General features: G+C 68.7%; 14 protein-coding genes. 7 read left to right on the forward strand and 7 right to left on the reverse strand.

What is annotated here, in order from left to right; all coding sequences use genetic code 11:
• Nucleotides 1–530: 530 nt before the first annotated feature.
• The 6 genes from pstB to QUG93_RS09255 all read right to left on the reverse strand — a co-directional run bounded on the left by pstB (nucleotide 531) and on the right by QUG93_RS09255 (nucleotide 8,185).
• Entirely contained in the window at nucleotides 531–1,310 is a 780-nt protein-coding gene (pstB, locus tag QUG93_RS09230) for a phosphate ABC transporter ATP-binding protein PstB (RefSeq protein ID WP_111228243.1), read from the reverse strand.
• 82 nt (nucleotides 1,311–1,392) lie between these two features.
• Entirely contained in the window at nucleotides 1,393–2,478 is a 1,086-nt protein-coding gene (gene pstA, locus QUG93_RS09235; RefSeq protein ID WP_289473610.1) for a phosphate ABC transporter permease PstA, read from the reverse strand.
• A gap of 13 nt (nucleotides 2,479–2,491) precedes the next feature.
• Nucleotides 2,492–3,442, reverse strand: coding sequence for a phosphate ABC transporter permease subunit PstC (pstC, locus tag QUG93_RS09240; RefSeq protein ID WP_289473611.1), 951 nt, complete (start codon nucleotides 3,440–3,442; stop codon nucleotides 2,492–2,494).
• Nucleotides 3,443–3,621: 179 nt separating this feature from the next.
• Complete coding sequence (gene pstS / locus QUG93_RS09245) at nucleotides 3,622–4,728, reverse strand: phosphate ABC transporter substrate-binding protein PstS (protein ID WP_289473612.1); 1,107 nt, start codon at nucleotides 4,726–4,728, stop codon at nucleotides 3,622–3,624.
• Between the two features lie 347 nt (nucleotides 4,729–5,075).
• A complete protein-coding gene (locus QUG93_RS09250; RefSeq protein ID WP_289473613.1) occupies nucleotides 5,076–6,023 on the reverse strand; it encodes an NUDIX hydrolase in 948 nt (315 codons plus the stop codon).
• Nucleotides 6,020–8,185 carry an RNA degradosome polyphosphate kinase gene (locus tag QUG93_RS09255; protein ID WP_289473614.1) on the reverse strand — a complete coding sequence of 722 codons (2,166 nt, stop codon included), beginning with the start codon at nucleotides 8,183–8,185 and terminating at the stop codon, nucleotides 6,020–6,022. The genes QUG93_RS09250 and QUG93_RS09255 overlap by 4 nt, the downstream gene beginning before the upstream one ends.
• 254 nt (nucleotides 8,186–8,439) lie before the next feature.
• On the opposite strand from QUG93_RS09255, the gene QUG93_RS09260 reads away from it, so the two are divergent.
• From QUG93_RS09260 to QUG93_RS09280, 5 genes are all read left to right on the forward strand, one after another.
• Complete coding sequence (locus tag QUG93_RS09260; RefSeq protein ID WP_058729289.1) at nucleotides 8,440–8,721, forward strand: hypothetical protein; 282 nt, start codon at nucleotides 8,440–8,442, stop codon at nucleotides 8,719–8,721.
• Nucleotides 8,722–8,835: 114 nt separating this feature from the next.
• A complete protein-coding gene (locus QUG93_RS09265) occupies nucleotides 8,836–14,265 on the forward strand; it encodes a DUF6531 domain-containing protein (RefSeq protein ID WP_289473615.1) in 5,430 nt (1,809 codons plus the stop codon).
• 615 nt (nucleotides 14,266–14,880) lie between these two features.
• Nucleotides 14,881–15,288 (forward strand): hypothetical protein, encoded by a 408-nt coding sequence (locus tag QUG93_RS09270; RefSeq protein ID WP_289473616.1) that lies wholly within the window; start codon nucleotides 14,881–14,883, stop codon nucleotides 15,286–15,288.
• Between the two features lie 204 nt (nucleotides 15,289–15,492).
• On the forward strand, nucleotides 15,493–15,918 hold the full coding sequence (locus QUG93_RS09275) for a hypothetical protein (protein ID WP_289473617.1): 426 nt from the start codon (nucleotides 15,493–15,495) through the stop codon (nucleotides 15,916–15,918).
• 307 nt (nucleotides 15,919–16,225) lie between these two features.
• Nucleotides 16,226–16,627, forward strand: coding sequence for a hypothetical protein (locus QUG93_RS09280; RefSeq protein WP_289473618.1), 402 nt, complete (start codon nucleotides 16,226–16,228; stop codon nucleotides 16,625–16,627).
• A gap of 210 nt (nucleotides 16,628–16,837) precedes the next feature.
• Here the strand turns inward: QUG93_RS09280 and QUG93_RS09285 are convergent, their stop codons facing one another.
• Nucleotides 16,838–17,140, reverse strand: a complete 303-nt coding sequence (locus QUG93_RS09285) for a hypothetical protein (RefSeq protein WP_289473619.1) — start codon at nucleotides 17,138–17,140, stop codon at nucleotides 16,838–16,840.
• Nucleotides 17,141–17,359: 219 nt separating this feature from the next.
• On the opposite strand from QUG93_RS09285, the gene QUG93_RS09290 reads away from it, so the two are divergent.
• Both QUG93_RS09290 and QUG93_RS09295 read left to right on the forward strand, forming a co-directional pair.
• Complete coding sequence (locus QUG93_RS09290; RefSeq protein ID WP_289473620.1) at nucleotides 17,360–18,055, forward strand: hypothetical protein; 696 nt, start codon at nucleotides 17,360–17,362, stop codon at nucleotides 18,053–18,055.
• 26 nt (nucleotides 18,056–18,081) lie between these two features.
• Nucleotides 18,082–19,155, forward strand: a complete 1,074-nt coding sequence (locus tag QUG93_RS09295; RefSeq protein WP_289473621.1) for a DUF3592 domain-containing protein — start codon at nucleotides 18,082–18,084, stop codon at nucleotides 19,153–19,155.
• Nucleotides 19,156–19,222 lie beyond the last annotated feature (67 nt).

Genomic DNA, 19,222 nt, shown 5'->3' on the forward strand with positions numbered 1-19,222 from the left:
GTCGTCGCCCGCCCCGCCCTCGCCCGTCCCGCCCTCCCCGCGTTCGCTCGTCCCGCGCCCCCGCCAGCGCCTGCGCGCCCCGCGTTCGCTCGCCCCGCGCCCACTCGCCCCGCGCCCGCCCGCCCCGCGCCCGCCCGCCCGCCCGCCCCATTCGTGGAGCAGAAAGCGTCGGGTCGGGCTTGGCGACTCGACGTCTTCTGCTCCACCGAAGGTGCCGGTTGGAGGGTGTGTCGGCGCTCGCCGCGCGGGCGCCAGCCCGGCTTCCCGCACTCGGTCTGCCGTCCGCTCCCCGTTCGTGGAGCAGGAAACGTCGGGTCGGGGTAGCTGACTCGACGTTTTCTGCTCCACCGAAGGCGGGCGGTTGGGCGTGCGGACGGGCGTGCGGGCGGGCGGGCGGACGGGCGTGCGCGCGTGGGGCGTGCGAGGCGGGCGTGCGGGCGTGCCGGGCGGACGACGGAGGCCCGGCGACGTCCGTGGCGGACGTGCACCGGGCCTCCAGGCCGTCCGTCAGGAAACGGACCGGCGGCCGATCACCCGAAGCGACCCGAGACGTAGTCCTCGGTGGCCTGGACGGACGGGTTCGAGAAGATCGTGGCGGTGTCGTCGAACTCGATGAGCTTGCCCGGCGCACCGGTGCCCGCGATGTTGAAGAACGCGGTCTTGTCGCTGACGCGCGACGCCTGCTGCATGTTGTGCGTGACGATCACGATCGTGAAGTCCTTCTTGAGCTCCTCGATCAGGTCCTCGATGGCGAGGGTCGAGATCGGGTCGAGCGCCGAGCAGGGCTCGTCCATGAGCAGCACGTCCGGCTGCACCGCGATCGCACGGGCGATGCAGAGACGCTGCTGCTGCCCGCCGGACAGGCCCATGCCGGGCTTCTCGAGGCGGTCCTTGACCTCGTTCCACAGGTTCGCACCCTGCAGCGAGCGCTCGACGATGTCGTCGGCCTCGGACTTCGAGACGCGCTTGTTGTTGAGCTTGACGCCCGCCAGGACGTTGTCGCGGATCGACATCGTCGGGAACGGGTTCGGACGCTGGAACACCATCCCGACCTGGCGGCGGACGAGCACCGGGTCGACGCCCTGGCCGTACAGGTCGTCGCCGTCGATCTTCACGGAGCCCTCGACGTAGGCGCCGGGGATGACCTCGTGCATGCGGTTGAGCGTGCGGAGGAAGGTGGACTTGCCGCAACCCGACGGGCCGATGAAGGCGGTGACGGTGCGGGGCTCGATCGTCATGTCGACGCCCTCGACGGCCTTGAACTTCGAGTAGTAGACGTTGAGGCCGTCGACCTCGATGCGCTTGGACACGTGGTTTCCTTCGGGGTGGGTGGTCGTTGCCGTTGTGAGCGCTGGGCAGGTGCGGGACGCCGTCGCCGGCGTCGCTGCCGCGCTAGCGGGGGAGCTTGGGGGCGAACAGGCGGGTGATGAAGCGGGCCAGCAGGTTGAGCAGCATCACGATGAGGATGAGCACGAGGGCCGCGGTCCAGGCCCGGTCGACGAACGGCACCGGGTTGGCGCCCTGCTGCGAGTACTGCGTGTAGGCGAAGACCGGCAGGGTCATCATCGGGTTCTTGAACAGGTCGTAGTTCATGCTCGCGGTGAAGCCGGCGGTGACGAGCAGCGGGGCGGTCTCTCCGATGACACGGGCGATCGAGAGCATGACACCCGTCGTGATGCCCGCGAGGCTCGTCGGCAGCACGACCTTGAGGATCGTCAGGTACTTCGGCACGCCCAGGGCGTAGGAGGCCTCGCGGAGCTCCATCGGGACGATCTTCAGGACCTCCTCGGTGGAGCGGACGACCACCGGGATCATGAGCACGCTCAGCGCGATCGAGCCGACCAGACCGAAGCGGGCGCCCGGGCCGAGGAAGAGCGCGAACAGCGAGTAGGCGAAGAGACCGGCGACGATGGACGGGATGCCGGTCATGACGTCGACGAAGAACGTGATGCCCTTGGCCAGCGCGCCCTTGCCGTACTCGACCAGGTAGATCGAGGTGAGCAGGCCGATCGGCACCGAGATGAGCGCCGCGAACAGCGTGATCTCGAGCGTGCCGATCAGGGCGTGCAGGGCGCCGCCGCCCTCGGAGATGACCCCCCGCATCGAGGAGCTGAAGTACGTCGCGTCGAACCGGGCGACGCCGTCCGCGATGACGGTCCAGAGCAGCGACACCAGCGGCAGGACGGCGATGACGAACGCGGTGACGACCAGTGAGGTGATGAGGCGGTCGACGGCCTTGCGGCCGCCCTCCACGATCCGGGACACGACGACGATGAGGACGTCGAACAGGACGGTGCCGAGGAACAGGGCCGCGACGACGTTGAAGTCCTTCACGGCGCCGCCCGCGTTCAGCAGGGCGAAGACCGCGATCAGGGCGACCCAGGAGCCGACGAGGAGGAGCCACGGCACGGACTTGTGCAGCTTGCCGTTGGCGTAGACGTTGCCGGCCATGCCGGTCTGACGGAGGGCGAGGGACATCGGGCGTGACCTCTCAGGCGACCCGCTTGCGCACGATGTAGCGCGCCAGCATGTTGATGACCAGGGTGATGACGAAGAGGATCAGACCCGACGCGACGAGCGCATTGAGGGCCGTACCCGACGCCTCGGCGAACTGCAGGGCGATGTTCGCCGCGATCGTCGAGGGGTTGAGCGACGTCAGCATCTGGAAGGTGACGTTCGTCGAGACCGACAGCACGAGGGCGATCGCCATCGTCTCACCGAGGGCACGACCGAGGCCGAGCATGATCGCGGAGACGATGCCGGACTTCGCGAACGGCAGGACCGACAGACGGATCATCTCCCAGCGCGTCGCGCCGAGCGCGAGCGCAGCCTCCTCGTTGAGGGTCGGTGCCTGCAGGAAGATCTCGCGCATGACCGCGGTCATGATCGGGATGGCCATCACCGCGAGGACGATCGACGCCGTCAGGATCGTGCGACCCGTGCCGGAGACCTGACCGGAGAACAGCGGGAACCAACCGAGGTACTCGTTGAGGAAGCCGTAGAAGGGCTTGAGCAGCGGCGCGAGCACCACGATGCCCCAGAGGCCGTAGACGACCGACGGCACCGCGGCCAGCAGGTCGATGACGTAGCCGAGCAGCGGCGCGATGCGGCGGGGCGCGTAGTGCGAGATGAAGAGGGCGATGCCGAGCGAGAGCGGCACGGCGATGACGAGCGCGATCAGCGCCGAGTAGACGGTGCCGAAGACGAGCGGACCGACGTAGTCCCAGAAGCTCGTGGCGTTGTTCGGCAGCTCGCCGACCTTCGCCGTGAAGGCGGGGATGCTCTGCCACACGAGGAACGCGGCGACGAGCACGAGCACGAAGAGGATCAGGCTGCCCGCGACCACCGAGGCGGTCGAGAACACCCGGTCGCCGATGCGGACGACGGCCTTCGGCTTGGTGGGGGAGACGGTGGCCCCTGGCTGGGCCGGTGCGGTCGTCATGGGACTCCTGTCGGAGGGGAGGCCGGGCTCCGTGGGAGCGGCCGGGGGAGGCGACGGGGTGGTGCGGTGCTGCTGCTGGACGGCGTCAGCGCCGTGCTGTGCGTCCGGGTGGCCGGACGGGCGAGAACCCGGACGCCGGTCAGGGTGGGTGGGACCGGCGTCCGGGTGCTCAGCGGGGCTTACTTGATGGAGGCGACGGCCTTCGCGGCCTTCTCCGACAGGTCGGACGAGAGGGCGGCCGACTTGGCCTCCTTCGCGGCGGACTCCTGCGCGTCCTGCGAGACGACGTAGTCGAGGTAGCCCTTCACGAGCTCACCCTTCGCGGCGTCCTTGTACTCCTGGCAAGCGATCGCGTAGGAGACGAGGACCAGCGGCCACGCACCCTCGGCGGTGTCCTTGCGGTTGATGTCGATCGCGAGGTCGTTCTCCTCGCGGCCGGAGACCGTCTCGGAGTCCGCGACGACCTTGGCAGCGCCCTCGGCCGAGATCTCGGTGGCCTTGTCGCCGACCATGAGCTTGGCCTTGTCGAGGTCACCGGCGCCCGAGTCGTCGATGTAGGTGATGGCGTTCGAGGCGCTGGCCATGGCCGACGCGACACCCGAGGTGCCCTTGGCCGAGTCGCCGACCTGGTACGGGAAGGTCTGGCTCGGCTCCTCGGTCCAGACGTCCGACGCGTTCGCGGAGACGTACTGCGAGAAGTTCTGCGTCGTGCCCGAGTCGTCCGAACGGTGGATCACCGTGATGTTCGCGGACGGCAGGTCGACGCCGTCGTTGAGCGCGGCGATCTGCGGGTCGTTCCACTTCGTGATCTTGCCCGAGAAGATGCCCGCGATGGTCTTCGCGTCGAGCGTCAGGTCGGAGACGCCGTCGACCTTGTACGCGATGGCGATCGGCGAGATGTAGACCGGGATGTCGATGGCCTTGGCCTTGCAGAGGCCGAAGGTGCCCGAGAGCTCCTCGTCCTTCAGCGCGGCGTCGGAGCCGGCGAAGTCCGCGGCACCCGAGATGAAGTTCTTGCGGCCGGCGCCGGAGCCGTCCGGCGAGTAGTTGACCGTCACACCGGAGGCGACGTTCTGGAAGCCTGCGGCCCAGGTGGCCTCGGCGGTCTGCTGTGCGGACGAGCCGGAGCCGGTCAGCGTGCCCGAGAGCTTCGAGTAGTCGGTGCCGGAGCTCGAGGTCGGCGCTGCGGACTCGCCGCTGCCGCTCTCGTTCGCCGCGCAGGAGGAGAGCACGACGGCGCCGGCGATCGCGATCGCTGCGATCGAACCGATTCGCTTGATGTTCAACAGGGGTCCCTTCGGGAATGTCAGTGCAGGCGGGACCGCTGCTGGTCCCTCGGGCCGGTGCTGACCCGGGAGCGACTGTAGGGACGCGAGGTGACGGGGATGACGCTCCTTGGTGAACGGCAGGTGAACGAGGGGTTGTCGCCCACGGGGCTCCGTGCGCAGGCGGACGAGCGGGTGCATGATCGGGCATGCTGTGCGCTGCTCCGGCTCATGCAGATGCATCGGCCTGGAGGCGCGGCGCAGCCCCGTCACGCCGGTCACCTGAGCAGGTGGTAGCGATGGCTGGCGGGCCGGCTCGCTCGCTGGGTGGCGCGCGTGTGCGCTTGCTTGCTTGCTTGCTTGCTCGGTCAGGCCGGGACGGTGTTGCGGTGCGTCTCGACCGCGACGAGCTTCTCGCCCGCGATGTGCAGCACCGCGAAGTCCCCGACCGACAGCATCGCGACCCGACGCAGGTCGAAGCGCCGTCGGTCGTCCGCCGTGGCCGAGGCGATGCGGGCGATGATGTCCGGCAGCACCGGGCCGTGGGAGCACAGGACCGTCGACTTCGCCTTCGCGATGCGCTTCTGCACGAGGCCCTTCACGTCGGCGGCGCCGCGGTCGTGGGCGTCCTGGCTGATGTCCGTCGTGCTCGAGACGCCGATCTTCGTCCGCGCGGACAGCGGTTCCACCGTCGCGAGGCAGCGCGCCGCCGTGCTGCTCACGATCTTCTTCGGCCCGAAGGCGGCGACGGGCGCTGCGACGGCCTTCGCCTGAGAACGGCCGACGGGCAGGAGCGGCCGCGTGGCGTCAGGGCCGTCCCAGTCCGAACCGGGGACGGTCTTCGCGTGCCGCAGCGCGATGAGGGCGAAGGTCCGGTGTTCGCCGGCGGCCGCACGCTCGGCGAACCGGTCGAGGATCGCGACGTCCCGCTCGTAGGTGAGCCGGGCGCGTGCCTGGTCGACGGTCACCCACTCGATGGCGGCGACCTCGTCGTTCGGGCGGAACTTCCCGGCGCGCTCGTACTCCTTCGACCCGACCCGCGCCGACCAGTAGTGGACGACCTTGTCGCGACCGCTCGGCAGCACGTACTCGGCGGTCCCGAGCGGGGCGCCGAGGTGGACGCGGTAACCGGTCTCCTCGTCGATCTCGCGGACGGCCGTCGTGGGGATGCTCTCGCCGGGGTCGACCTTGCCCTTCGGCAGGGAGACGTCCTGGTGGTGGTCCCGGTGCACGAGGAGCACCAGGGGGACGCCGTCCCGCTCGCGCCAGACGACCGCGCCCGCGGCGACGACCGGCCCCGTGGAGCCCCCGCTCACCGAGTCGAGCGCTTCCGGGCCGAGATCTTCCGCATGAGCACATTCTGCACGTCGTCGAGCGGACGGCCGTCCTCGTCCGTGGAGTGGCGCGTCCACTCGCCGTCGGACTCCAGGTGCCACGAGCTCGTCGTCTCCGCCATCGCCAGGTCGAACATCTCCTGGACCTCGGCGACGTGCGCCGGGTCGGCGAGCCGCACCAGGGCCTCGACGCGGCGGTCGAGGTTGCGGTGCATCATGTCCGCGGAACCGATGAAGACCACCGGGTCGCCGTCGTTGTGGAAGGCGAACGCTCGCGAGTGTTCCAGGTACCGACCGACGACGCTCCGGACACGGATCGTCTCGCTGACGCCCTCGATGCCGGGCTTCAGGGAGCAGATCCCGCGGACCCAGACGTCGACCGGCACGCCGGCCTGGCTCGCCAGGTAGAGCGAGTCGATGACCTGCTCGTCGACCATCGAGTTCACCTTGATCCGGATGCCGGACGGCTTGCCCGCCCGGGCGTTCGCGGTCTCGGCCTGGATGCGCTTCACGAGCCCCTTGCGCAGGTGCAGCGGCGCGACGAGCAGGCGCTTGAACTTCTTCTCGATCGCGTAGCCGGACAGCTCGTTGAACAGTCGGGTGAGGTCCTTGCCGACCGTGTCGTCCGAGGTGAACAGGCCCATGTCCTCGTAGATGCGCGAGGTCTTCGGGTTGTAGTTGCCCGTCCCGATGTGGCTGTAGTGCTTGAGCGTGTCGCCCTCCTGCCGGATGACGAGCACCAGCTTCGAGTGCGTCTTCAGCCCCACCAGGCCGTAGACGACGTGCACGCCGGCCTTCTCGAGCTTCCGGGCCCACGTGATGTTGTTCTGCTCGTCGAAGCGGGCCTTGATCTCGACGAGGGCCAGGACCTGCTTGCCCGCGGCGGCGGCATCGATCAGCGCTTCGACGATGGGGCTGTCGCCGGAGGTGCGGTACAGCGTCTGCTTGATCGCGAGGACGTTCGGGTCGGCCGCGGCCTGTTCGAGGAAGGCCTGGACGCTCGTCGCGAACGACTCGTACGGGTGGTGCACGAGGACGTCCCGCGAGGCGATCGCCCGGAACAGGTCCGGCTTGGTGTTCGGTTCGCCCGGCTGGAACTGCACGGGCGTCGTCGGGACGTGGCGCGGGTAGTGCAGGTCCGGGCGCGCGATCTTCGCGATCTCGAACAGCCCGCCCAGGTCGAGCGGCGACGGCAGTCGGAAGACCTCCTGCTCGGTGATGTCGAGCTCACGCACGAGCAGGTCGAGGGTCACCGGGTCCATGTCCTCGGTGATCTCGAGCCGGATCGGCGGGCCGAACCGCCGACGGAGCAGCTCACGCTCGAGGGCCTGGATGAGGTTCTCGGCCTCGTCCTCCTCGATCTCGACGTCCTCGTTCCGGGTGATGCGGAAGACGTGGTGCTCGAGGACCTCCATGCCCGGGAACAGGTCGTCCAGGTGGTTCGCGATGAGGTCCTCGAGCGGGATGAAGCGCAGGCGACCGGTGCCGTCGTCGGGCAGGGCGATGAAGCGCGAGAAGTTCTGCGGCACCTTGAGGCGCGCGAACTCCTGCCGCTGGGACTTCGGGTTCCTGACGCGCACCGCGAGGTTGAGCGACAGGCCGGAGATGTACGGGAACGGGTGCGCCGGGTCGACCGCGAGCGGCATCAGCACCGGGAAGATGCGCTCGTTGAAGTACTCGCGCATGCGGAGTCGGTCGGCCTCGTCGAGGTCCGACCAGTGCTCGACGTGGATGCCCGCTGCGTCGAGGTCCGGCTTGAGGGACTCGATGAACGCTGCTGCGTGGCGGTCCTGCAGCTCGTGTGCCTTCGCCGCGATGTCCCGCAGGACGTCGCTCGGCGCGCGGCCGACGTTGGTCGGGACCGCGATGCCGGTGTCGATGCGGCGCTTGAGGCCGGCGACGCGCACCATGAAGAACTCGTCGAGGTTGGACGCGAAGATCGCCAGGAAGTTCGCGCGCTCGAGGAGCGGCTGCGTACGGTCCTCGCCCAGTTCGAGCACGCGCTGGTTGAAGCGCAGCCAGCTCAGCTCGCGATCGAAGTAGCGGTCCGACGGCAGCGACTCGTGCTCGATCTCGACGACCTCGTCGAAGTCGTCGAGGTCGGGAGCGACGGAGTCGCCGTCGAGCTGCGGTTCGGTGTCCATGTCGACATCCTGCCACCAGCCCCCTCGACCCGGGGAAGCGCAGGTGGACGCTGTGTGGACCGGAGGTGAACGAGTGGCGTGTGCAGGACTGTCCGGCCACCAGGACGCAGGTGCCCCTCGTCCGGGGGTAAGCAATCGTCACGATATACGGACGGTGACATGGGCGGGCTTGCGCGGGTATGGTGGGCCGCGTTCAGGCCTCCGGGGGGATTCCACTGCGCGGGGGTGCAGGTACGAAGAGAATGAGGTTGACCATGTCGCGTGTCCTTTCCACCGAGCAGGCGAAGACCGCCATCCGCCAGATCCAGTCCATCGTGAACGGCGGCTTCACGGACCAGATCTCGCAGCTCGACGCCCAGGGGCGCATCCTGTCCGACTCCAACGTCTGGGACGGCCCGCTCGCGTCGACCTTCCGTGGGTCCACCTGGCCCGAGACGAAGGCGGCGCTGGACAAGGCGAAGACCGAGCTCGAGCAGCTCCGCACGCAGCTCGACAAGATCTCGCAGGACATCTTCACCGCGGGTGGCGGCGCGTAAGCACCCACCCCACGCCCGGTCCACCGTCTCGGTGGGCCGGGCGTTCGCGGTCGGGGGGCCGACCGCACCACGAGAACGACCAGAACGAGCTGCAACACATCCGGGGGATGCACCATGGCCGACCTGCACGGCAACGAGCCCGTCGAGTTCGACAACGCGACAGCTGATGCGCTGATCCACGCGCTGAACGGTTCTGCTGAGTCCATCGACGGACAGAGCGGGAGCCGCACGTCCTACGTGACCACCGCGGCGCAGGAGTTCCGCGGGCACTTCTCCGACCTGTTCGCGAGCAACTCGGACAAGGCGCACAACGACGGCAGGACCATCGCCGACAACCTGCGGACCGTCGCGACATGGGTGCAGCAGATGAAGGAGGCGGCCGAGCGCGAGAACGCGCGCCGCAAGAAGGCCCGCGACTGGTACGAGGAGCACGAGGACCGGAACTTCTTCGAGTGGATCGGCGACCAGTGGCACGGGGCGCCCCAGCCGCCGGAGGTCCACCACGAGGCCGCTCCGACGTTCCGTCCCGCTGAGGGCCCGAGCACCGCCCGCGACACACCGGCCCCTGGCTCGGGCGGCGGTGGTGGCGGGGGTACCTCGTCAGCGCGTCCGGCTGATCTCCGTGCGTTCGCGACCGGCACGCGTTCCCTCGACCAGGCGCTCGAGGGCAAACCGTCGCAGCTGCGCGGCAAGCTCGCCGAGTTCGCGGCTCGCTGCTCGTGGGGTCACATCGACGCGGGCGGGCTGGTGAACGCGTTCGACAAGTGGCTGCAGGCGAACGGCCAGGACGCCACCTGGGCCGACACCGTCGCGGACGCGTTCGCCGCAGCCGGCGGCGAGGGCAACGTCTCGACGGTCGCGGACTCCGCGCTCGCCGCTGCCCTCGCTGCCGCCGGTGTCTCCGAGACCCGCCAGGACCTGCAGTTCGAGCCGCCGACGGCGTACGGTGCGCAACCCACGACGGGGTTCTCCATGGACCCGGTGAACACCACGACCGGCAACTTCCTCGAACCGGAGCTCGACCTCGGGTTCACCGGGGCCTCGGCCTCGCTCGAGGTCACCCGCATGTACAACTCACTCGACGAGCACGTCGGCATCTTCGGCCCGGGGTGGTCGTCGATCCTCGAGACGCGCCTGCTCCTCGACGACGAGGGTGCGACGTTCGTCGGCGCCGACGGCCGCCAGATCCGCTTCCCGCGTTCCGGCGCGGGCTGGGACCGCGGAGTCGGCGAGAACCGCTGGCTCGCCGCCGAGGGCGACCTGCTCGTCGTGCGCGACAACGCCGGGGTCCGGATCGACTTCACCCCGTCCGGTCTCTGGACGGGGCAGCGCGGCGGGGTCGGGTCGGCGGTCCGGGTCGTCCGCGACGCCGACGACCTCGTCGTCCGGCTCGAGCACGAACGCGGCCGCTGGGTCGAGATCGACCACGTCGACGGGCGCGTCGCGGTCCTCCGGGCGTCCGACGGCCGTCGGGTCGAGTACGGCTACGACGACCGCGGGCGGCTCGTCAGCGTGACCGACCCCGTCGGTACCCGCTCCTACGGGTGGAACGACGACGACCTCATCGTCACCGTCACCTCGGCCGCGGGGGTCATCGAGGTCGACAACACCTACGACGAGCAGCGCCGCGTGGTCGAGCAGGTCAGCCCGCACGGCCGAGCGGTGCGCTTCGCCTACCTGCCCGGTCGTGTCACAGTCGTGTCCGACCACGACGGCTCGCGCGCGAACTCCTACATCGCGGACGCCAAGGGGCGGCTGGTCGGGGTCATCGACTCCGACGACCGACGGCAGTCGATGAGCTACGACCGGTACGGCAACCTGGTGTCGGCCACCGAGCGTGACGGCTCCGTGACGGTCCACGCCTACGACTCCCGCGGTCGGAAGACCCGGACGGTGACTCCCTCCGGCGGTGACATCACGTACGGGTACGACGACCAGGACCGCGTGACCACCGTCGTCACCGAGGCCGGCGCGGTCGTGTCCTACGAGTACCACGGCGACGACCGCGACCCGTCCGTCATCGTCGATCCGGTCGGTGGCCGCACCGAGCTCACGTGGACGAACGGCGTCCTCACCCACGTGGTCGACCCGACCGGGGTCGTCCTCGACCTGGAGCACGACGACTTCGGCGAACTCGTGGCGACCACGAACGCGGTCGGGAACACCGCCCGGATCGAGCGCGACGCCGCTGGTCGTCCGATTGCCGCGGTCAGCCCGTCCGGGGCTCGGACCGAGTACCGCTGGGACGCGGCGGGGCTGCTCGTCGAGCGCCGCGACGCTGACGGAGCCGTCTGGCGGTACGAGCACACGGCCGGTGGGCGGGTCGCGGCGGTCATCGACCCGCTCGGTGCCCGCACCACCTTCGAGTACGCGGCGAACGGCGAGCTGGCGACGACCGTCGACCCCCTGGGTCGGCGGGTCACGCGGACCTTCGACGACCAGGGGAACGTCGCCGCGCTCGCCCTGCCGGGTGACGCGGTCTGGACGTTCGCGCACGACGGGTTGTCGCGCCTCCAGGCCGTCACCGACCCGACGGGCGCGACGTGGCGGCGCGAGTACGACGTCAACGGCGGCCTCGCCGCCACCGTCGACCCGACCGGTGTGCGGCAGGAGGTCGCGCGGGACGTCGCGACCGGCGTCGCGACCCTGCGCGATGCGTTCTCCGCCACGACGTTCCGGTTCGACGAGTTCGGGCGCCCCGTCGAGCAGACGAGTGACGAGACCGGATCCGAGCTGGTGACGTACGACGCAGCCGGACGGCCCGTCGAGCTCGTCGACGGCGAAGGCGGCCTGACGCGCATCGAGCGCGACCTGAGTGGTCGGGTGACCGCGATCGTCAGCCCGTCCGGCGCCCGCTCGACCTACGAGTACGACGCGTGCGGGCGGCCGTCCGCGGCCGTCGACGCCTCAGGAGCGCGGACGACGCTCACGTACGACGCGGACTCCCGCGTCGTCGCCCGGACGTTGCCCACCGGCGAGGTCGAGGAGACCACCTACGACGCCGTCGGCCGCGTGGTCGCGCAGACGACGGCGGGGTCCGGCACGAGCTGGTACCGCTACGACCGGGCCGGGAGGCTCGTCTCCAGCCACGACGCACGCTTCGGTCGACGACGGTTCCGCTACGACGCCGCGGGGCAGCTGGTCGAGGCCGTCGACGGGCTCGGGGGCACCACCCGCTTCGCCTATGACGAGCGGGGCCGGTTGATCGAGGTCACGGACCCCGCCGGCGGTGTCACGCGGCGCCGGTACGACGGAGCGGACCGCGTGGTCGCGGTCGTCGACCCGCTCGGTCGCGAGACGACGGCTCGGTACGACGCCGCCGGTCGCCAGGTGGAGCAGATCGACCCAGAGGGGCGGTCCACGAGCTGGACCTTCGACGCCGCCGGCCGCTCGACGAAGGTCCTGGTCGACGGGCAGCTGGTGAGCGAGACTCGACGCGATGCCGTCGACCGCACCGTCGTCGTCACGGATCACACTCGTGGTGCGGGTCGGGCGGTCGACCACGAGCTCGAGTACGACCGCCGCGGGCTCCTCGTCCGACGGAGCCGCGGTGGGCGTTCCGTGCGGTGGGAGTACGACGCCGACGGCAACCGGACCGCGCGGATCGACCCGACGGGCGCACGGGTCGAGTGGCGCCGTGATGCAGTGGGCCGCGCCGTCGCCGTCGAGCGACAGGGTCTTGCTGCCGCGACCTTCGCCTACGACCCTGCCGCGCGGATCGTCCAGGCGGCGACCGGCGACGTCGTGCAGTCGTGGTCGTACGAGCGCGGCGCCCTGGTCGCGCACACGTCCACGACGCCCGAGGGCGCGATGGTGACGCGCATCGATCGCGACGACCAGGGGCGGATCGTCGCGATCGACGGCCCGGACGGTCGTGTCGAGTACGCGTACGACGACGCCGGGCAGCTCGTCCGCGCGGGCGACTCCCTGTGGGCGTACGGCGACGGCGGGCGACTGCTCCGCGAGGTCGTCGACGGTGCCGAGACGACGTTTGAGTACGACGCTGCCGGGCAGCTCGTGGCCTCCGTCCGAGGCGAGGAGCGGACGGAGTACCGATACGACGGGCTCGGTCGGCGAATCCGTCGTACTCTCGCCGACGGGTCAACCACCGAGTACGCGTGGTCCGATCTCGGGTCCCTGACCGGCGTCGTGTCGCGGGACCGCTCGTACGGTGAGACCGGTCGGGTCGAGATGTGGACCGACGTGCTCGGGGAGTTCGCCGAGGTCGGCGGTGCCGAGGTGTGGTGGGACTCCGCTGCGTCGCTGCCGGCGTTGGTGTCGATCGGCGGGGAGAGCGTGCTCGACCTGCCGGGCGGTGCGGTCGCCGTGGGCGACGCTTGGTCGACGGCCGGCTGGCGGAGTGCGCGTTCCACGGACTCCTCAGACCCGTGGGCGGTGCTCGCATCGGTCGAGGGGCCGGCGCTGCCCTCTGGTGTCACGCTCACCGCTGACGGCGGGCTGTCGGTCGCCGGGCTGGAGTGGCTCGGGGCGCGCGTGTACGACCCGGCAGCGCGGGGCTTCCTGTCGACGGACCCGTTGGCGCCCGTGCTCGGAGCGGCGTGGTCGGCGAACCCGTACTCGTACGCCGGGAACGACCCGATGCACGCGATCGACCCCCTGGGGCTCCGACCGGCGACGGACCAGGACCTGGCGGCGTACCGGGATGCGAACCAGGGCGCGTTTGGTGCGGTGAAGAGCTGGTGGGGTGACAATTGGGAGTACGTGGTCGCGGGCGTGGCGATAGTCGGTGGTCTTGCGCTTATGGCCACCGGCGTAGGCGGACCAGCTGGAGTCGCCGTCATGGCTCTGGCGGGCGGCCTCATGAGCGGTGGAATCTCTGCGGCATCCCAGAAGGCGACAAAGGGGTCCGTCGATTGGCGCGAGGTGGGGGTGCAGGCCGCGGTTGGGACGCTGACCGGCGGCGCCGGTGCGGCTACTGGCGGAGTGATCGCTGCGAAGATGGGCACGAACCTCGCAGCGCGGGCCCTGCGCGGTGCTGCAGAAGGCGCCGTCGAAGGTGGTGTCAACGGGGCGGCGGCTTATTCGATGTCTCCGGGTCCTCACACGGTCGCGGGTCTGGCTGAGTCAATCGGGAGCCAAGCGACAGTTGGCGCGCTGACGGGCGGCACAACGGCTTACCGACCGAAGTGGCTCGATAAGGAGACCGCCGCGACGTTCTCGCACGGCATCTACCGCTCCGGATATTCGCACGGCGACACCTTGTTGAGCAGAGCAGGCGCTGACGGGCCTCGAAAAGACTTTGGCGGCTTCTGGTCGCGAGATGCACCCACCAGTGTCGCTCAGGTGCGCGAGGACAAAGCAATCCTGCCAGTCTGGCGGGACGCCGACGGCAATGTAACCGGTACAAGCCCTCTGAGTCACGGCTACACAGCAAGTTTCCGCAGCGGCACACCGATGTACAAGGGTAAGGTCGCGCCTCAGACCGGAGATGATGGTCATGTGTACGCCGGTGGAACACCGCAGGTGCACATTCCCGAGTCCTACAAGCATGGGAGCATCGTTGATAAGTGGGAAATCTTCTGACGGCGAACTACGTGAAGCGCTGGTCGATCGACTCAGTCGGCTCGCGGATCTAGCAGCCGCTTTGCCTGAAGAGCGGGCTGCCGCAGCGCTGACGAAGTACGCTGAAGGACTTCGAGAACCTGGGCCGCAGGTCCTGCAGGTTCACAAGAATGTGGCATTACTCCTTCGGGCGGGGCCGGGGAGCCTTTCTGACCAATATTTCGTCCGGGACGATGGTACTCCAGACATCGAGCTGTCCGAGCGCTTTGTTGCCCTCATCGAGGACGCGCGAACGCTGAACAGTGCGCTCGCGGCGAGATAGAGTTTGACTTTCGTGGTCGCCATGTATTCGTCTCTGGGGAACCGGCTTCCTACGCGGAGAACTCTAAGGGGACGAGTCCGACCTAAGTCCCGCAGCACTCCGCACGTGCAGGAGCTGCTGACCTGAGCCTTGAGCAGAAGGCGTTGGGCGCATCTACCGCGCGACGTACGTCCGTGAAGGCACGACGATGTTCCGCTCGGTGGACGTCAACGGCTCCCATGCCGGCGACTTCTGGTCATCGGTTCTACGAAGCCTAAACACTGACGCGGGTCGGCCAGGCGCGCAAGAGTCATCGATGCAAGGAGTCAGAGTTGATGCGGAAAGAGCGCTCGATGCGGTCGAGAAGAATCATTTTCTCCTCATGGCTGATCGGGATGGTGCTGATATTCACCGCGATTTTTGTCGCGCCGGTGACGCTGAAAGCATATGACGCCGCTCACCCGCTCGTGGTGGAATGCCGCATCATCGCGGCGACTGCGGGTGACGGATCATCGAGATCTGTGCGCGGTATTGGTGCATCGTTCAATCAGGTGCGCCTTGCTTCTTCAGACTGCGGCGTCCTGTTCATGCGCAGAGGGGTGTCGGCAAACAAGGCTTCACAAATCGCAGCGGAGTTTCAGGATGGTCGCCGTTACGAGTTGCACGTCGGTGCCGCTTCGTACCGTTTCCGCGATTTGCTTCGAACCTTGCACCAGGCGGTCGAGGTTCAGCGCTTAGATTAGCGAGAGCTTCTGAGTGCCCGCGTGCAGGCTTGTCTCAAGCGCCGGGAGTCAGCTGAGAGATGGCAGTGTACGAGATTACTTGCGGTGGTGCTCTTCTTCGGGTGGCAAATGAGCTGCTGACATGAGGGTCGAGCAGAGAACGCCGGGCGCTCGGAGTGCGTAGCGGCAGGCGCCGAGTCCCGAGTACATGAGTGAGGTGCAAGGATGAACGATGCTCGCCGGGGAGTGGTCCAGAGGCGGGTCAAGGTGTTCGCCGTGCTTGCGCTTGTCGTGTTTGGGCCTCTCGCCCTCCTGATCGGAGGGCCGTTGGCTCTTGTTGCTTATGACAAGTCGCACCTCATCTCCATTGATTGCACGGTCACGAGTGCGGAGTCAGCTGTTGGCTCTACGCGTTCGCCGAAGGGGATCGGCAGTTCCACGAACCAGGTCTTCATCAAGACGAACTGCGGAGAGTTTGTTCTCGGCGCCGGCGTGACTACTGTCAACCGCGCTGAGATAGCAAATGAGCTTGATCGCGGAGGCCGTTACGAATTTGATATCGGCGGAGGGTCCTGGAGGTTGCGGAGCTTCCTCGAAGCCGTCAGCATCGCTCGCGTGGTGTACGGCTACGAGCCTGCCGGGGGCAGCTGAGCGCCTTCAGCTGCTGTTCCTCGACCGGACCTTCGGCAGTTCGCGGGTACTCGGCGGGCCGATCGGCAGTATCGAGTGAGATTCACGGACCGTGATCAATTGCTGCGGACGAAGGGATGAAGACTGGGTGGAGCAGCGATGCAGAGCCTGTGGATCGCGGGGTTGAAGAGGGAGAACGGCGTGAGGGATCGTCGTGCGGAACATGCGATTCGTGAGACCGACAGTGGTCCGGTAGCCGGAATGGCGAATTAAGAGCGAGGGGTGCGTGTCGCACCGCAGGCTGAACCGTGACCACTTTCCACCGAGCATGCTGTCGGTCGTCAGGGGGCGATTCGTCTTCGCGGCGGCAATCCTGGTCCTACTCGCGGTGGCGGCCTTCTTCTTCGGGCGGCAATGGATCGCGGCATACGACGAAGATCACCCGGTCACCTTTGACTGCGTGATCTCGAACGCGAAAGCCTCCGCAGTTTCTACGCACTCCGGCCGTGGTGTGGGTTCGTACACCGAGCAGGTGGACCTCCACACGTCCAACTGTGGGCATCTCGTGATCCGGGACCGCATCACGAATGAGAACAGTGCCGCTGTCGCATCGACCTTCGAGAGGGGCAAGAGGTACCGGATCACCTTGGGTGAGGCCTCGCTGAGTCTGCGTGCACCGTTGTCCGTGCTCGGGGCGGTGCCAGAGGTTCGGGGATGGGAGCGAGGATGAGAAGAGAACGGGTCAGGAAGGCGCAGGTGAGGCGCGCGCGTCGGGGGCGAAGCGAGGGAACCGATTCGTCTTCGGGATGCTCGGGGTGATCGTCCTCGGAGTCGCTGGGCTCCTGGTAGCAGGGGAGGTGTTCAGGCACTACGACCGGGAGCACCCCATCTGGGTGACCTGCGTCGTCGAATCGGCGTCTCCCGCTACGGTGGATCGACGTCAGGACGTGGAATCGGGGCCACGTACGATCAGGTCGAAATCGCCACGGATGACTGTGGACCACTCGTGCTGCGCCGGGGCGTCGACGAGGCCAACAAGGAGCGTCTGGCTGCGAGCTTCAAGCAAGGCACTGGTCACCGGTTCGCGGTGGGCGCTGCTTCCTACCGGTGGCGTTCGGTGCTGCACTTCTTCCGGACCCCGGTGATCGTATCGGATTCGGCACCACTGCCCGAAGAAGATCGAGGTTGACAGATAGACAGGTGCGTCGCGAGGCGTCGAAGCCTCGACGCTGGAGATCGCCATGGTGCTGACGTAGTTGACCGTGCCGGAACGGGAGCAGGGTCGGAGCCACCCCGGCCTGATACGTTGGATGCAGGCGCCGGCCCTGCTGGCGCCTGATATCGAGTACCGCGCACAGGGGGCGCCGGCGCTCGAGGGGGCGTGGACGACCGGTCGCGGGGCGGCAGGTGCACGGAACTTCGGGGACGTTCGGCGCGCGAGTGCTGACCGCGAAGGACCATCATGACGACGCCGAACAACGGGCAACCCGGCGACTGGCAGCCGAACAACGGGCAGCCGGGCCAGCAGACGCCGGCCTTCCAGCAGCCGAACCAGCAGCAGGCGCCCGGCTTCGGGCAGCCGAACGAGCAGCAGGCGCCCGGCTCCCAGCAGCCGGGCCAGCAAGCTCCCGGCTACCAGCAGCCGGGCCAGCAAGCTCCCGGGTACCAGCAGCAGCCCTACGCCGGTGCGGGCGCGGGCGTTCCCGCCTGGCAGCCGCCGACCCCGCAGAAGAAGGGGAAGAACGTCGCGCTCCGGATCTTCATCCCGGTCGTCGCTGTCATCGCCGCGGTGGGTGCGTCGCTGGGCGTTCGTGCGTTCTTCAACGCCACAGCCGAGCCCTCGCCGTCGGCCCTCGCCACCGAGGCGGCGAAGCAGGTCAACGAGAACTACACCTTCCCGCTCGAACTCGACGAGGTGACCCGGTGGGACGGCGTGACGGCTGACGGTGCGCAGCTCGACTACGCCTACACGATCGACTCGTCGGTCGACCCGGCGAGCCTGACCGCGGCGGACCTCAAGTCGTCGGTCGTGTCGAACGTCTGCCAGAAGAAGGAGTCGCGTGACCTGCTGTCGAAGGCGATCGTGATGCGGTACGCGTACGTCTTCGACGGCACGGACCGCACGATCGACTTCTCGGTCACCAGCGCCGACTGCTGAAACCCGAGCGGGAGGACTGAGGAGGGGTGACTCCTGCACGCCGGGTCTTCCACGCGCTCCTCGCGGCGGTGGCGCTGACCAGCAGCGGGCTGATCGAGCTCGGGCACTTCGGCGTCCAGGGCTGGGCGTTCGCCGTCGTCACCGTCCTCGGATTCGGCTACGGCGCAGCGCTCGTCCGCGTCGGCGCAGCGGGATGCCTTGTGCCGACGGTGCTGTTCCTCGGGAGCTTCGTCGTGCTCGGCGTCCTCGTCGACCAGGCGTCGGACTGGGGGCCGCTGCAGTACGGGTGGCTGCCCGCGGTGCTCGCGGGCGCCTTCCTCGCTCGGGTGCTGTTCCCCAACGTCGGGGCGCGGCGGCGCAAGGAGACGGCGGGCCGCGGGCTGCGCACAGCAGGCGGGGAATGGCTGCGTGAAGCCGGGCCGATCATGCTGTGCATCGGTGCGTTCTGCGTCGCCGCGATGGGGGCGCTCCTGCACGGCGAGGGTGATCAAGCGCTGCGCTACGACGATGCGCTCCGTCGGACCGGTGTGGTCGTCACGGGTGAGGTCGTGCACGTCGAACGTGTGCACTTCACCGGGTACAAGGGGCGAGGGCACACCGAGTACACGCCGGTGACGCGGCAACGGTTCGATGGCGTTGAGTACGAGACGACGCTCGACGAGTACACGGTCTCGAGCGATCCCGACTTCTACCGTGTCGGGCAGCGCCTGCCGATCATGGTCGACCCGGACGATCCGACGACCGCCGGAGTCCGATCCACGGAGCTGCACCGGATGTTCGCCCGGAACGTCGACGACGGTCGCAGCTACGCGTTCACCGCACTGCCGCTGCTGGCCGTGGGGGCACCGCTCCTCGCGGTGCAGACGGTCGTGGGCGTCACACAGAGGATCCGCACCAGGCACACGCGGCGATGGGCAAAGGCCCGGCGACAGGTGCGCTCCGCTCGACGACGGGCGCGACGTCTGGCCGGGGGCGTCGAGTCAGCCCACCGCGCTGGACCCATCCCGCCGAGCACGATCCAGCGGAGCACCAACGCGACGAGCGCAATCCCGCCGAGCGTCGCGCGAGCGCACCGTGAGTCAGGCACGCCGGCCGAGTGATCACGCAACTGTCACCGGAGCAGCAGGCGACGGAGCAAGGCGACTGACCCCGCGGGGCGGGTCGCGA

This window comes from Curtobacterium caseinilyticum, from assembly GCF_030363035.1.
In the GTDB taxonomy this organism is placed as follows: Bacteria; Actinomycetota; Actinomycetes; order Actinomycetales; family Microbacteriaceae; genus Curtobacterium; species Curtobacterium caseinilyticum.

Bases quoted from the DNA above. Each gene is read 5' to 3' on its own strand.
- QUG93_RS09255 (WP_289473614.1), bottom strand. From the start codon at position 8,185: ATGGACACCGAACCGCAGCTCGACGGCGACTCCGTCGCTCCCGACCTC.
- QUG93_RS09285 (WP_289473619.1), bottom strand. From the start codon at position 17,140: ATGGCGATCTCCAGCGTCGAGGCTTCGACGCCTCGCGACGCACCTGTC.
- QUG93_RS09260 (WP_058729289.1), top strand. From the start codon at position 8,440: ATGTCGCGTGTCCTTTCCACCGAGCAGGCGAAGACCGCCATCCGCCAG.
- QUG93_RS09280 (WP_289473618.1), top strand. From the start codon at position 16,226: ATGCTGTCGGTCGTCAGGGGGCGATTCGTCTTCGCGGCGGCAATCCTG.
- QUG93_RS09275 (WP_289473617.1), top strand. From the start codon at position 15,493: ATGAACGATGCTCGCCGGGGAGTGGTCCAGAGGCGGGTCAAGGTGTTC.
- QUG93_RS09290 (WP_289473620.1), top strand. From the start codon at position 17,360: ATGACGACGCCGAACAACGGGCAACCCGGCGACTGGCAGCCGAACAAC.
- pstA (WP_289473610.1), bottom strand. From the start codon at position 2,478: ATGTCCCTCGCCCTCCGTCAGACCGGCATGGCCGGCAACGTCTACGCC.
- pstC (WP_289473611.1), bottom strand. From the start codon at position 3,442: ATGACGACCGCACCGGCCCAGCCAGGGGCCACCGTCTCCCCCACCAAG.
- QUG93_RS09265 (WP_289473615.1), top strand. From the start codon at position 8,836: ATGGCCGACCTGCACGGCAACGAGCCCGTCGAGTTCGACAACGCGACA.
- QUG93_RS09270 (WP_289473616.1), top strand. From the start codon at position 14,881: ATGCGGAAAGAGCGCTCGATGCGGTCGAGAAGAATCATTTTCTCCTCA.